The sequence below is a fragment of the Pinirhizobacter sp. genome (assembly GCF_036499745.1).
GTDB lineage: Bacteria > Pseudomonadota > Gammaproteobacteria > Xanthomonadales > Rhodanobacteraceae > Pinirhizobacter.
This window is the reverse complement of sequence record NZ_DASYDG010000015.1, coordinates 57129-70839: the sequence shown is the minus strand read 5'-3', so window position 1 is coordinate 70839 and position 13711 is coordinate 57129. Positions and strand designations below refer to the sequence as shown.

13 protein-coding genes are annotated in these 13711 nt (G+C 63.6%); 3 read left to right on the top strand and 10 right to left on the bottom strand.

Annotation, left to right across the window (positions count from 1 at the left end; translation table 11 throughout):
• Positions 1-36 precede the first annotated feature (36 nt).
• The 6 genes from VGM61_RS05415 to VGM61_RS05390 are packed head-to-tail and all read right to left on the bottom strand — an operon-like array spanning position 37 to position 5604.
• The gene (locus VGM61_RS05415; protein ID WP_331521711.1) at positions 37-1041 is read right to left on the bottom strand and encodes an NADP-dependent oxidoreductase; all 1005 of its coding nucleotides are present in this window, start codon (positions 1039-1041) and stop codon (positions 37-39) included.
• A gap of 10 nt (positions 1042-1051) precedes the next feature.
• The gene (locus VGM61_RS05410; RefSeq protein ID WP_331521710.1) at positions 1052-1840 is read right to left on the bottom strand and encodes an SDR family oxidoreductase; all 789 of its coding nucleotides are present in this window, start codon (positions 1838-1840) and stop codon (positions 1052-1054) included.
• Positions 1841-1855: 15 nt separating this feature from the next.
• The gene (locus VGM61_RS05405) at positions 1856-2623 is read right to left on the bottom strand and encodes an SDR family oxidoreductase (protein WP_331521709.1); all 768 of its coding nucleotides are present in this window, start codon (positions 2621-2623) and stop codon (positions 1856-1858) included.
• 13 nt (positions 2624-2636) lie between these two features.
• On the bottom strand, positions 2637-3326 hold the full coding sequence (locus VGM61_RS05400) for a histidine phosphatase family protein (protein WP_331521708.1): 690 nt from the start codon (positions 3324-3326) through the stop codon (positions 2637-2639).
• Positions 3326-4390, bottom strand: a complete 1065-nt coding sequence (locus VGM61_RS05395; protein WP_331521707.1) for a phosphotransferase family protein — start codon at positions 4388-4390, stop codon at positions 3326-3328. The genes VGM61_RS05400 and VGM61_RS05395 overlap by 1 nt, the downstream gene beginning before the upstream one ends.
• Positions 4387-5604, bottom strand: a complete 1218-nt coding sequence (locus tag VGM61_RS05390) for an acyl-CoA dehydrogenase family protein (RefSeq protein WP_331521706.1) — start codon at positions 5602-5604, stop codon at positions 4387-4389. Before VGM61_RS05390 ends, VGM61_RS05395 begins: the two co-directional genes overlap by 4 nt.
• 109 nt (positions 5605-5713) lie before the next feature.
• Between VGM61_RS05390 and VGM61_RS05385 the strand changes: the two genes are divergently transcribed.
• Positions 5714-6640 carry a LysR family transcriptional regulator gene (locus VGM61_RS05385; protein ID WP_331521705.1) on the top strand — a complete coding sequence of 309 codons (927 nt, stop codon included), beginning with the start codon at positions 5714-5716 and terminating at the stop codon, positions 6638-6640.
• Between the two features lie 16 nt (positions 6641-6656).
• On the opposite strand, the gene VGM61_RS05380 is transcribed toward VGM61_RS05385, so the two are convergent.
• Entirely contained in the window at positions 6657-8705 is a 2049-nt protein-coding gene (locus VGM61_RS05380) for a M13 family metallopeptidase (protein WP_331521704.1), read from the bottom strand.
• A 113-nt stretch (positions 8706-8818) separates the two neighbouring features.
• Complete coding sequence (locus VGM61_RS05375) at positions 8819-9523, bottom strand: pirin family protein (protein WP_331521703.1); 705 nt, start codon at positions 9521-9523, stop codon at positions 8819-8821.
• A gap of 175 nt (positions 9524-9698) precedes the next feature.
• Between VGM61_RS05375 and VGM61_RS05370 the strand changes: the two genes are divergently transcribed.
• Together VGM61_RS05370 and fdhD are read left to right on the top strand one after the other, a co-directional pair.
• The gene (locus VGM61_RS05370) at positions 9699-11984 is read left to right on the top strand and encodes an FdhF/YdeP family oxidoreductase (protein ID WP_331521702.1); all 2286 of its coding nucleotides are present in this window, start codon (positions 9699-9701) and stop codon (positions 11982-11984) included.
• Complete coding sequence (gene fdhD, locus VGM61_RS05365) at positions 11950-12801, top strand: formate dehydrogenase accessory sulfurtransferase FdhD (protein ID WP_331521701.1); 852 nt, start codon at positions 11950-11952, stop codon at positions 12799-12801. Before VGM61_RS05370 ends, fdhD begins: the two co-directional genes overlap by 35 nt.
• Here the strand turns inward: fdhD and VGM61_RS05360 are convergent.
• Together VGM61_RS05360 and mobA are read right to left on the bottom strand one after the other, a co-directional pair.
• A complete protein-coding gene (locus VGM61_RS05360) occupies positions 12783-13112 on the bottom strand; it encodes a hypothetical protein (protein ID WP_331521700.1) in 330 nt (109 codons plus the stop codon). The two genes, fdhD and VGM61_RS05360, sit on opposite strands and share 19 nt — an antisense overlap.
• Positions 13109-13669, bottom strand: a complete 561-nt coding sequence (gene mobA, locus VGM61_RS05355) for a molybdenum cofactor guanylyltransferase (protein ID WP_331521699.1) — start codon at positions 13667-13669, stop codon at positions 13109-13111. The genes VGM61_RS05360 and mobA overlap by 4 nt, the downstream gene beginning before the upstream one ends.
• Between the last annotated feature and the right edge of the window lie 42 nt (positions 13670-13711).

The following is a 13711-nucleotide window of genomic DNA, read 5'->3' as shown; positions in this document are numbered from 1 at the left end:
ATACACATCCGGCTAAGTCGGTCAATCAGCTTTTTCCTAGTCCTGCACCTTGAGGAGCAGCTTCCCGGTATGTGACCCATCGAAAAGTCGATTAAGCACCTCCGGCGCATTCTCCAACCCCTCGGCAATGGTCTCCTCGGTCTTTAACTTCCCTTCCAGGATCCACCCCGCAATGGCCTGCACGGCTTCCTTCGTCTTGCGATAGTCGAAGGCCAGGAACCCCTTCACCGTGAGGCGCTTGACGATCATGATCGAAAAATCATCGCTGGGTTTCTTCTCGCCGGTATAGCCGGAAATCAGGCCACATAGCGCGACACGCCCGCCGATCACCATGCGTGAGAGCACCGCACGCATGACTTCACCGCCCACGTTCTCGAAATTCACGTGCACGCCGTCGGGTGTGGCGGCCTTGAGTTGCTGCTTGAAGTCGGCGGCCTTGTAGTCGACGGCGGCATCGAAGCCGAGGGTCTCGGTGAGGTATTTGCATTTGTCCGCGCCGCCGGCGATGCCGACCACGCGGGCGCCCATGATCTTGGCGATCTGGCCGGCGACGGAGCCGACCGAGCCTGCAGCGGCGGAGATAACAATGGTCTCGCCGGGCTGCACGGGGGCAATGTCGGTAAGGCCGTAATAGGCGGTGATGCCCGACAAACCGCACGCGCCGAGCAGGGTGGGCAGCGGTAGCGGCGACGTCGGCAGCTTCACCAGTTCTTTAGCATGAGAGGCGTCGAGGATGGCGTGGTCTTGCCAGTTCAACAGGCCTTGCACCAGATCGCCTTCGGCAAAGCGTTCGTTCTTCGACGCCACGACGCGGCCAAGGCCGCCGGCGCGCATCACTTCACCGATGGCTACCGGCGGCATGTACTGCGGGATGTCGCTCATCCACACGCGGTTGGTCGGGTCCATCGAGATGTAGAGCACCTTCACGTGCACCTGGCCATCTTCAAGCGCGGGCAGGGCGTGTTCGACCAGGTCGAAGTCGGACTTCTTGACCAGGCCTTCGGGGCGGGACTTGAGCAGGAGCTGGCGTTGCGTGGTCATGGCTATTCCTTCAGACGGCTGCGGCGCCGCCATCGATGAGCATTTCGGCGGCGGTGACAAACCGGCTTTCGTTGGAGGCGAGGTACACGGCTGCATAGGCCACGTCGTCCGGGTCGCCAAGACGGGCCATGGGTACGCCGCGGATCAGTTTCTTCGTCGCTTCCTCTTCGCCCAATGCCTTGAAGAATGGCTCCACGATGCCGGTGCGGATGAAGGCCGGGTGGATGGAGTTGCAGCGGATGTCCACCTTCTGTTTCGCGCAGTCCACGGCGATCGATTTGGTGAGCATGGCCACGGCAGCCTTGGAGGTGTTGTAGACGGTGTAGTTGGGGTCGACCTTGTGCGCGGCGAGCGAGGAGATATTCACGATCGACGCGGGGGTGTTTTCCTTGAGGAATTTCATCGCATGCTTGCAGCCTAAGTAAACCGCTTCCACGTTGATGTCCATCACGCGTCGCCAGTCTTTCGGTTCCAGGGTTTCCACGCCACCGAGCGCGCCGATGCCGGCGTTGTTCACCAGCACGGAGATGCCGCCCATCGCCTTTGAAGCTTCGGCCAGCACGGCGAGCCAACGTGCTTCATCGCGTACATCCTGCGCGGCTGACCATGCCACGGTAGTACCGGCCTCCTGGTTGATATCGTCGGCCACCGCAGCGACGGAAGCGCCGTCGAGATCGGTAACGAATACCCTGGCGCCTTGACGCGCGAACATCTGCGCCATGGCTTTGCCGAGGCCACCGGCCGCGCCGGTGATGAAAGCCTTCTTGCCGTCCAGACGACCGTGGTGGTTCGTGCTCATGCTTGGAATTCCAGGTTAGACCGAGAGATAACCGCCATCGACGTTGAGGATGGCGCCGGTGGTGTAGGAGGCAGCATCAGACGCCAGGTACAGCGCGGCGCCGGCCATTTCCGAGGGTTGTGCAACACGTCGCATGGGCACGTGAGCCAGCGCCTGCTTCAGGATCGCCGGCGTATTGACCAGCACCGAGGCGAACTTGGTATCGGTCAGGCCCGGCAAGAGGGCATTGCAACGAACGCCTTGTTCGGCGCATTCCACGGCGAAGGCCTTGGTCATGGAGATCACCGCGGCCTTGGTAATGGAGTAGATGCCCTGCTGGAAGCCCGGGACTACGCCATTGACCGAAGCCACATTGACGATGGCACCGCCGCCGTTCTTCGCCATCAGCTTTGCGCCCAGCGACGACATGAAGAAATAGCCGCGGATGTTCACGTCCACCGTCTTGGTGAACACCGCTTCGTCGGTGTCGGTAATGTGGCCGAAGAACGGGTTGGTGGCAGCGTTGTTCACCAGGATGTCCAGGCGGCCGTGTTTTTCCCCGATGGCGGAATACAGCGCGCGGATCTGCTCCATCTCGCCGATGTGACAGGCCATGGCCTCGGCTTTACCGCCGTCGGCTGTCATGCCATCCACCACTGATTGGCAATCCGCCAGCTTGCGGCTGGAGACAATGACATGCGCGCCACGTGCGGCGAAAAGGCGGGCGATTTCCTCGCCAATGCCGCGGCTGGCGCCGGTAACGAGGGCGATCTTGCCGGAAAGGTCGAAGGGATCCTGGCTCATGCGTGTGCCTTGTCTAGCGATGGGTGAGGAGCGCGGCGTCGCCGGCGTCCTCAAGATGGGGAGCGGTGTTGTAGCTGAAGAAGGTAGGGGCCCCGCGCGCGGTGCGCAGGGTAGTAAGGCTGGTGTTGATCAGCGGGTAGGCAAGGCTGAAGGTGTTTTCTTCTGGCATCTGCAGCAGTGACTGCACCATCACGGCGATCGGGCCGCCGGAGGTGAACACCCAGGTTATCTCCGCCGCGTGTCCGGCGAGATACTTCAACGAGTCGAGCACGCGTTCACGGAACTTAGGCCAGGTTTCATCGTGGGCGGCTTCGCTGCCGGCACCGACCCAAGCCGCGATGGCCTGGCTGAAGAGTGCCTGGAAGGCCTTGTGCGGGTCGGGGTGGGCGCGCATTTCCGCGTGCAGGGCGGTTTCGTCGGGGAGGTCCGGCCGGTGTCGGCGAAGGATCTCCACGTGGTTGAGTTCATCCAGGCCCGGATTCACCTCGAAGGCCATGTCGACACCGGCGGCCTCAAGGCACAGTGACGCCGTGCGGTGGTGGCGTTGCATGCTGCCAGCCAGTACGCGGTCGGGCTTACCGTGGGTGCGGGCCAGCCATCGGCCCAGCAAAACCGATTGTTCTTCCCCGCGTGGCGAAAGCCGGTCGTAGTCGGCTGCGCCGAAGCTGGCCTGGCCATGCCGGATCAGGATGATGCTGCCCATCAGTGGCCTTGTTCCATCAGCTTGCGGCAGCGCTGGCCCATGTATGCCGCGGCCTGTCCGAATCCCTTGAAGCGGGGATTGGTGGTCTGGCCCAGTGCGAAACGGCGGTAGATCTGCTGGATGATCACCATAAGCCTGAACAGGCCGAATACTTCGTAGAAGCGGAAGTTTTCGATCCGGCGGCCTGTGCGTTCGGCGTAATAGGCCACCACCTCAGCGCGCGTGAGCATGCCGGGGGCATTGGAGGGCTGTAGCCGGAATGCCTGGAATGTTGCATCGTCGTCGGTCTGTACCCAATAGGCCAGTGATGAGCCCAGGTCCATCAGCGGATCGCCTACCGTGGCCAGTTCCCAGTCGAGCACGCCAATGATGCGCAGTGGGTCAGCAGGATCCAGCACCACGTTGTCGAAGCGGAAGTCGTTATGGATCACGCACGAAGCGACGTCCGTCGTGCGGTTGGCCTGGAGCCAGGCGATGATGTCTTCACTGGGATCGGTGCCTTCGGTGAGCGCCTGGCGCCAGCGTTGAGCCCACCCGGACAACTGCCGCTGTACGTAGCCTTCGCCGCGACCGAGCGAGGCGATGTCCGCGTGGCTTGCATCTATGGCATGCAGATCCACCAGGCGATCGATGAAACCGTGGCAGAGCGCGCGCGTACGTTCGGCATCCAGACCAAGGGTATCGGGCATGTCCTTGCGCAGGATCACGCCGCGGATGGGTTCCATGGCGAAGAACGGCCGACCGATGATGGCGTCGTCCTCGCACACGGCCAGGATCGCCGGCACGTAGGGGTAACGCTTGCCTACCGCCGCCATCACCCGCGCCTCGCGCAACATGTCGTGCGCCGAAGCGGCCTTGGCACCCTTCGGCGCGGTGCGCAGCACCACTTGCCGGTTTCCCCAGCCGAGAAGGTAGGTAAGGTTCGACGCGCCGCCGGGGAATTGTTCGAGGGTGGGCGTGCCGGTGAGCCCATCGATGTGTTGCCTGAAAAAAGCATCGAGCGCCGCGACGTCGAGCTGGTCTTCCTCGCGAACGGGTCGCGCCTGGTCGGTTGCTGCCGTCACGATGCTTTTTCCTTCTGCATCTTTAACTCCTGCCGTGCGATCACCGCGCGATGCACTTCATCGGGGCCATCGGCCAGGCGCAGCACGCGTGCATGGGCGTAGAGCGCGGCCAGGGGGAAGTCATCAGAAAGGCCGGCACCGCCGTGGATCTGGATAGCGGCATCGGCGGCCTTTTGCGCCACCATCGGTACAACCACCTTGATCTGGGAAACCAGGCTCAACGCCGCCTTGATGCCCTGGGTGTCTATCGTCCAGGCGGCCTTCAAGGTAAGCAGGCGCGCCTGTTCGATGGCGATGCGAAGGTCCGCGATGATGTCGCCATTGCCACCGAGCATCGCCAATGGCTTGCCGAACGCCTGGCGTGACAATGCCCGCGTGCACAGCAGGGTGAGTGCGCGCTCGGCGGCACCGATGGCCCGCATGCAGTGATGAATTCGGCCCGGCCCCAACCGGCCCTGCGCGATCTGGAAGCCTTTTCCCAAGCCAAGGATCACGTTCGATGCCGGCACGCGCACGTGATCGAAGCGTACCTGGCCGTGACCTGAGGGTTCGTCGTAGGTACCGAACACCGGCAGCATGCGTTCGATAGTGACACCCGGTGCATCGAGCGGACACAGCACCATGGAGTGCCGGTGGTGCGGTTCGGCGTCGGGATCGGTGAGCCCCATGAAGATCACCACCTTGCAATGCGGATGGCCGATGCCGGTGGACCACCACTTGGCGCCGTTGAGCACGATTTCATCGCCGTCGGGGGTGGCCGTGGCACGCATGTTGGTGGCGTCGGAGGACGCGACATCCGGTTCGGTCATGCAGAACGCCGAACGGATGCGGCCGGCGAGCAGCGGCTCCAACCATTGGCTCTTCTGCCCGGCTGAACCGTAGCGCAGCAACACCTCCATGTTGCCGGTGTCCGGCGCGTTGCAGTTGAATACTTCCGGGGCGATGAACGAGTGGCCCATGATTTCGGCCAGGGGTGCGTAGTCCTGATTGGACAGGCCGCCTTCGTCGTCGGGCAGGAACAGGTTCCACAAGCCCGCGGCATGGGCGCGTTCCTTCAGTTCCTCCATCACCGCCGGTTGGCGCCAGCTGCGCCAGTCGGAACTGCCGTTCAGGGACTCATGCCAGGTTTTCTCGGCAGGAAGAATCTGCTCCGCCATGAAGCGGGTGAGTTTCTCGCCGAGTTCCCGGCTGCGGGCCGAAGGGGCGAAGTCCATCGTGCACGGTCCTTAAGCGACAGGCAGAAACCCGAGCGTACGCCAACGTATGGAATCAGTAAAATGAATGTGTCTTATGCGTGGTCATGAATTAAAGTAATGTGCTGGCATGCCCCGCAACGACAAGCGCATCGATCTCAATCTCTTCCGCGTGCTCGACGCCATCCACGCCGAGGGAGGTATCGGCGCGGCCGCGCGGGCGCTGCACCTGACCCAGCCGGCGGTCACCCATGCCCTGAACCGGTTGCGCGAGCACTTCGACGATCCGTTGTTCGTCAGGCAGGGAAACCGCGTGGTGCCCACCGACCAGGCGCGGGCGATCATCGAGGATGTCCGCCTGCACCTGAAGGGGCTTCAGGACACCACGCGCCGGCAGGCAGGCTTCGAGCCCTCGCGCCTGCAGATGGAATTCACCGTGGGTTTCCGTGACATCCTGGAGTCCATCGTCTTTCCTCGCCTGTTGCCGCGACTCGAATGCGAGGCGCCGCAGGTACGCATTGCCAGCCGCCGCGTGCCGGCCGTGGATGTGGAACGCGAACTGGTGGCGGGCCATGTCGATCTGGTGATCGACCGCTCACTGAAGGTAGGCGCACACGTGGTGCATGAGCACCTGGTGGACGAAGGCCTGGTGGTGGTAATGCGGCGTGGGCATCCACTCGACGGCGCAGCATTGCGCAAGATCGATTACCTGGCCGCGCGGCACGTAGCGGTATCACCTTTTGGTGAGCCGATCGCGCTGGATGTCCTATTGGGACAGGACGGGCGTTTCCGCAATATCGCGCTTACCTGCCAGCACTATTTCTCAGCTGCGCAGATTGCCGCGGACAGCGATCTGTTGCTGACCATGCCGCGGTCATATGCCCTGAGTGTATCGGGCAGCTTGCCGATATCACTTCATCCGCTGCCGATCCGGCTCAAGCCCATCCCGGTGCGGATGTATTGGCATGAATCCAAACGGGGTGATCAAGCACATGCCTGGTTCCGCGGCGTACTGTCTGAAATGGTGGTAGCGGCCATGCCGCACCAGGCGGCATGACCTTGCCATCAACCTGTTACCAGATCTTCACCCGCTGGCTCGGATCCAGGTAAAGCTTCTGCCCCGGCTGCGGCTTGAACGCGTCGTACCAGCCATCGATATTGCGCACGGTCTGGGCACGGAACTGGCCCGGCGCATGGCCGTCGCCGATCAGTTGCGCGCGCAACGCCGCTTCGCGGGTCTTCGTGCGCCACGACTGCGCGAACGACAGGAAGAAACGCTCGTCGCCGGTCAGGCCGTCGATCACCGGCGCAGGCTTGCCGCCCAGCGACTTGTGGTACGCAGCCAACGCGATCGTCAGTCCCGAAACGTCGGCGATATTCTCACCGAGGGTCTGCTGGCCGTTCACATGCAGGCCCGGCAGGGCTTCGTACTGGTTGTACTGCTCGACCAGCTTCTGGCCGGCGGCCTTGAAGTGGGCTTCATCGGCCGGTGTCCACCAGTTGGCCAGGCGTCCCTGCGCATCGAATTCAGCGCCGGTGTTATCGAAGCTGTGGCTGATCTCGTGGCCGATCACGGCGCCGATCGAACCGTAGTTGGTGGCAGCGTCCGCTTTCGGATCAAAGAACGGCGCCTCCAGGATAGCTGCCGGGAAATTGAGCGCGTTCTGCAGAGGCAGGTTCACCGCGTTCACCGTCTGCGGGGTCATCCACCATTCGTTGCGGTCAACCTTGGCATTGAGCTTGGCCAGCTGGTGTGCGGTCTCGTAGCGTCCGGCACGCAGGCTGTTGCCTACCGGATCATTCGGCGAGATCTTGAGTTTGGAATAGTCGCGCCAGGTTTCCGGATACCCCACGCCCACCAGCAGGGTATCGAGCTTGGCCTTCGCCTTCGCGCGGGTGGCCGGCGTCATCCAGTCGAGCGAGTCCACGCGGTCGGCGAAGGCGGCGATGATGTTCTTCACCATCTGCTGCACTTCGGCCTTGGACGAGGCCGGGAAATAACGCTTCACGTACACCTTGCCCACGGCGTCGCCAAGGTCCGCATTGACCCGGCCGATGCCGCGCTTGTAGCGGTCGCGCTGCTTGGGCGTGCCGGAAAGCACGGTGCCGTAGAAGCCGAAGCTCAGGTCGTTGTATGCCTTGGGCAGCAGGCCCGCGCTGTGGTTGATGGCGTGGAAGCGAAGGTAGTCTTTCCACGTCTGCAGCGGTTGGCTTGCCACCAGCGCCGACACATCGTGCACCGTGCCCGGCTGCCAGACATTGATCGTCTTGGCCTTGTCCAGGTGCGCGGCGCCGAAGTACTCAGCCCAGTCGATGCCCGGGGCCTTGCTGGCAAACTCAGCCGTGGGCCAGGGGTTGTTCGCCTTGTGGATGTCCTCGCTGTCCACGATGCTTTCCTGGGCCGTGGCGATCTTGGTTTCCAGGTCGAAGATGGCCTTGGCTTTCGCCTCGGCATCGGGCGTGCCGGCCTGCTTCAGGATGGCGGCGATATAGGTTTGATAGGCCGTGCGCGCATCGGCCATGGATTTGTCCTTGCCCAGGTAATAATCCCGGTTGGGCATGCCCAAGCCACCCTGCAACAGATAGGGCATCGAGTGCGTGGGATCTTCCAGCCCCTGGGATACCCACAGCCCGAACAGGTTCTCGGTGTCGAGGTTGGTGGCGTTGATCGGGTCGACGTCTGCTCGCAGGCCGTCACCAAGCACGCGGGAGAGATCCTTCACCGAGCTGATCGCTTCGATCTGGTCGAAGCTGGCCTTCAGGGGCGCCAGGCCGTTCTTCTCGATCGCCGCTTCGTCCATGAAGGCGGCGTAATAATCAGCGATCAGCCGCGCGTCGCTATTGGCCGGCGGGTTGCCCTTGCCGGCGTCGCGGATCAACTCCGCGTTGCGCTTCTCGGCTTTCTCGAACACCTGCAGGAAGATGCCGGTGCTGGCCCGGTCGGCCGGGATCACCGCGGTCTTGCGCCAGGTGCCATTGGCGTAGCTGTCGAAGTCGTCGCCGGGCTTCACAGACTTGTCCATGCCGGCAAGGTCGATGCCCGAAGGCTTAGTCTGGGCCATGGCCGGCGAGGCCAGGGCTGCGAGGATGGCGGTGGCAAGAAGCCAGCGGGATGCGGTCATGTCGGCACGTCCTTGGAGAAGGTGCGTGAACGATAGTCCCCGCGGGGTGTCGCGGGGACCATGACCTTTGGGAGGGGTGAAACGCCGCTCAACCTGCCTTGGCTGTTTTAAGGTCAGTCGAAGGTGGGCAGGTCGAAAACCAGCACTTCGGCCTTGTCACCGTGGCCGAGCTTCACCATCGATTCCTCGCGCATCATCACCGCATCGCCGGCACGCACCGCCGTGCCGTTCACATCCAGTGCGCCGCGCACCACGTGCACGTAGACGATGCGGCCTTCGGCGATGGCAAGGCTTGCTTCCTCGGCGCCATCGATAAGCCCGGCATAGAGCCGTATGTCCTGGTGCACCACCACCGAGCCCTCGGCACCGTCACGGCTGCCCACCAGGCGCAGACGGCCCCGCTTCTGGCTGTCGGGAAATTCCTTCTGCTCGTAGCCGGGCTTGAGGCCCGCGCGCTCGGGGATCACCCAGATCTGCAGGAAGTGCGTGCTGCCGTTGGCGTTGTTGCGCTCGGAGTGCACCACGCCGGTACCTGCGCTCATGCGCTGCACTTCGCCCGGACGGATCACCACCTTGTTGCCGATGGAATCCTCGTGGGCCAGTTCGCCCTCCAGCACGTAGCTGATGATCTCCATGTCCCGGTGCGGATGCGAGCCGAATCCGGTGCCCGCTTCGATGCGGTCTTCGTTGATCACGCGCAGCGGGCCGAAATGCACGTGGTTATCGTCGCGGTAGTCGGCGAACGAAAAGCTATGGTGGGAATCGAGCCACCCGTGGTTGGCGTGGCCGCGGTCTTCGGAACGACGAAGGGTAAGCATGGCTTGAACTCCTTGATTGATAGTTGCCATTTTCCTCGCTCGGACAATAACCCGGTAGATAGCGAAAAGCGCACCGATCGTTTCCATTTCGATACCAATGCCCATTATCCCGGCCAAGGGCGCCCCGCCGGACGGCGCAGGGCGTAGCATCTGATCCCATGCAGCAGGAGCATCCATGAGCGATACGAAGGTCAAGGGCATCGAGCCTTACGAGAGGCCGGCGGGCGGCTGGGGTGCGTTGCGCGCCGTGGCCTCGGCGTTGGCCGGGCAAATGGCCGTGGGCCGTGAATCGGCGGCCCTACGCAAGATGAACCAGCCTACCGGGTTCGACTGTCCGGGCTGCGCCTGGCCCGATCCCAAGCACACCTCCAGCTTCGAGTTTTGCGAAAACGGGGCCAAGGCCGTGTCGTGGGAGGCCACCGGCAAGCGGGTGAAGCCTGAGTTCTTCGCCAAGAACCCGGTGAGTGAGCTGTGGAACCTCTCTGACTATGCGCTCGAGGGGCTAGGCCGCCTGACCCATCCGATGGCTTATGACGCGGGCACCGATACCTACCGCGAAGTAAGCTGGGATGAAGCCTTCCAGCGCATCGGCGCAGCGCTCCGGGCATTGCCTGATCCGGACATGGCCGAGTTCTACACCTCCGGACGTGCCTCGAACGAGGCGGCGTTCCTGTACCAGTTGTTCGTGCGCGAGTTCGGCACGAACAATTTCCCGGACTGTTCCAACATGTGCCACGAGGCCACCAGCGTCGGCCTTCCCGAATCCATCGGCGTGGGCAAGGGCACGGTAACGCTTGAAGACTTCGATCACTGCGACGCGGTGTTCTGCATTGGCCACAACCCCGGTACCAACCATCCGCGCATGCTCTCCACCTTGCGCGAATGCAGCCTGCGCAACGTACCGATCGTGGTGATGAACCCGATGGCGGAGCGCGGCCTTGAGCGTTTCACCTCGCCCCAGCATCCCACCGAAATGCTCACCGGCAAGTCCACGCCGATTGCTTCGACCTATTACAAGGTGAAGATCGGCGGAGACGTGGCCATGCTCAAGGGCATGATGAAATCGCTGCTCGAGCGGGACCTGGCCGATAAAGAATTCGTCCGCGAGCACACCAGTGGTTTCGAAGCACTCGCAGCCGACCTGGCGGCCACGGGCTGGGAGGAAATTGAAACTGTCAGTGGCGTCAGCCGCACGGATATCGAGGCGGCGGCCGATATCTACGCCAACGCCGAACGAGTGATCGTTTGCTATGGCATGGGCATCACCCAACACAAGCACGGCACCGAGAACGTGCAGCAGATCGCCAACCTCATGCTGCTGCGTGGCAATGTCGGCAAGCAGGGCGCGGGTATTGCGCCGTTGCGGGGCCACTCCAACGTGCAGGGCGACCGCACCGTCGGCATCACCGAGAAACCCAACCAGGCACTGATCGACGGCATCGAGCGTACTTACGGCTTCAAGTCGCCGGCGGCACATGGCCACGATGCAGTGGCGGCCATCCAGGCGATCCGTGACGGACGCTCCAAAGCCATGATTTCGCTCGGCGGCAACCTTGCGGTGGCCATGTCCGATCCTGAGGCGAGCTTCGCTGCCATGCGCAAGCTCGACCTGGCCGTGCATATCGCCACCAAGCTCAACCGTTCCCACCTTATCCTGGCCCGGGAATCGATCATCCTGCCGTGCCTTGGACGCACCGAAGCCGATGAGCAAGCCACCGGCCTGCAATCGGTAACGGTGGAAGACTCCATGTCGATGGTGCATGCCTCGCAGGGCAACCTGAAACCTGCGTCGGAGTTCTTAAAGTCCGAACCGGCCATCGTGGCGGGCATCGCCCGCGCCACGCTTCCCGATTCAAAAGTGGATTGGGAAGGCCTGGTAGGCGACTACGACCGCATCCGCGATGGCATCGAGTCGGTCTTTCCCATCTTCAAGGACTTCAACCAGCAGATCCGCGAGCCGGGTGGTTTCCGCCTGTATATCGCCGCGTCCGAGCGCCATTGGGTGACGCAAGACAAGCGCGCGCATTTCCTGTTGGCCCGCGGCCTGAATGAGGACGGGCTGGTACGTGGCGGGGATACCTTGTTGCTGACCACCGTGCGTTCGCACGATCAGTACAACACCACCATCTACGGGTTGAACGATCGATACCGTGGCGTCACTGGCCGGCGCGACGTGGTGTTCGTGAACCCCGAGGACCTGGCCGCCCGTGGCCTGAAACATGGTGACCGGATCGACGTGGTGGCACTGGGAGCCGAGGCGGGCCAGCATGCCGGGCGAGAGGTGCGCGGATTCGTTGCCGTGGGCTACGAAATCGCCCGGGGTTCGGTGGCCATGTACTTCCCTGAAGGAAACGCCCTGGTGGCGCTGGAGAACCATGACGCGAGGTCGGGCACGCCGGCGTACAAGTCGGTGGCGGTGACCTTGCATGCTGCCGGGACCCGCGATAGCCGTGCCGCCTGACGATACCGTCGACCGCCGCGGGGCGTCGCGTCGCGAGGTGTTACGGGTGGAGCGCGGCGAAGCCTCGATGGCGCACGACTGGCTGGCCGAGGAAGTGCCGGTGGAAGTCAACGTGAACGGCCAGCCGTTCGCCGTGATGATGGCCACACCCATGGATCTGGAAGACTTCGCCTGGGGTTTTGCCGCCAGTGAAGGCCTGCTCGCCGATGGCGCCGTGATCGGCGATATTCGCGTGCGCGAGCACTTCGAGGGCATCACGCTGGACATCATCGCCGAAGCATCGGCGCGCGCGCAGGGCGAGCGGCCGATGCCGGGCCGGAGCGGTTGCGGTATCTGCGGTTCGCGCCTGCTCGAGGACGTCGTTCGCCAGCCGGATCCGGTAAACGGCGGACCCACCATCGACGACGGGGCGATCGAGCGCGCCCTGGACATGTTGCGCGAACGCCAGCCGATGAACTTAGTCAGTGGTGCCGTCCATGCCGCCGCCTGGGCCAACGAGCAGGGTGAGATCGCCCTGGTGCGCGAGGACGTGGGCCGGCACAACGCCCTGGACAAGCTCACCGGGGCCATGGCAAGGACATCCGTGGATGTGTCCCGCGGCTTCGCCCTGGTGACCAGCCGCGCCAGTTACGAGATGGTGACCAAGGCCGCGTCTGCGGGTATCGCCGTGCTGGTGGCGATATCGGCGCCCACGGCACTGGCCGTGCAGTTGGCGAGGAGTTGCTCGGTCACCCTGGTGGGGTTCGCCCGTCCTGGCCGCCACGTGGTGTACTCAGGCGGCCAGCGGGTGCGGCGCACTCAGCCGCGGTCGCGCTGACGTCGACGACGCACGCTATCGCGAACGTCCACGTCGAACAGTACGGCCAGGCCGTCAATATCGAATGACAGCCCGTCACGGCTGGGCAGGCGCGAAGCGAGCTCTGCGATGTTTTTCCGGGGAAGGCAAATCGTGCAGGCGGCGGCCGTCCCCTCGATGGCGGCGGCTTCGCCGACGACCAGCCTGAAATTCAGTCGGAAAGCGCGCCCGAGTTCGGTGGGCGCGTCCAGTACGGTGCCGTCGAGCAGGGCCTTGAACTCGTCTTCGTCCACGCGCAGTCGCAGTGATTGTTCCTGGAGCTGGATCCTCATGACGAAAGGGCCTCCCAGTCAGCCGGCGTGTTGCCGCTGGCGAGCATAAGCTCGATGGCGGGTGTCGTCGCCAGGACGTGTGCGCCGATGCGTTGTTGCAGTGCGCGTAACGATGCACCGCGCCCGCCTGCAGCCAGGCAATGGGTCATGGCCGCGCGCGTGTCCAGGCGCAGTTCCAGTGCCATCGGCAGGGGCGCACCTTCGTAACAAACGCAACCATCGCTGGCGCGCCAGTAGCTGTCATCGTCCATCAGCGCGCGCAGCAGGCCTGGCGTGAGCCGCGGCATGTCCACTGCAAGTACCAGCAGGCGGCCATCGGGTAGCGCGGCGGCGGCACTGGCCAGGCCGCCCAGGGGGCCAAGCCCGGGTGTCAGGTCGGGGATCGACCGATACCCGGGCCGATCGCCACTGACATAAACGTGATCGATGCCGGCTTCGCGCGCCAGGCCTATCATGTGATCGAGCAACGAGCGCCCGTGCCAGGGCAGCATGGCCTTGTCGCGGCCCATGCGCGTGGACCGGCCTCCCGCCAGGACCAGGGCGGCGTGCAGGCTCATGGCGGCACTCCTGTCATGCCGGTAAGCGTAGCGCAGTCGCAT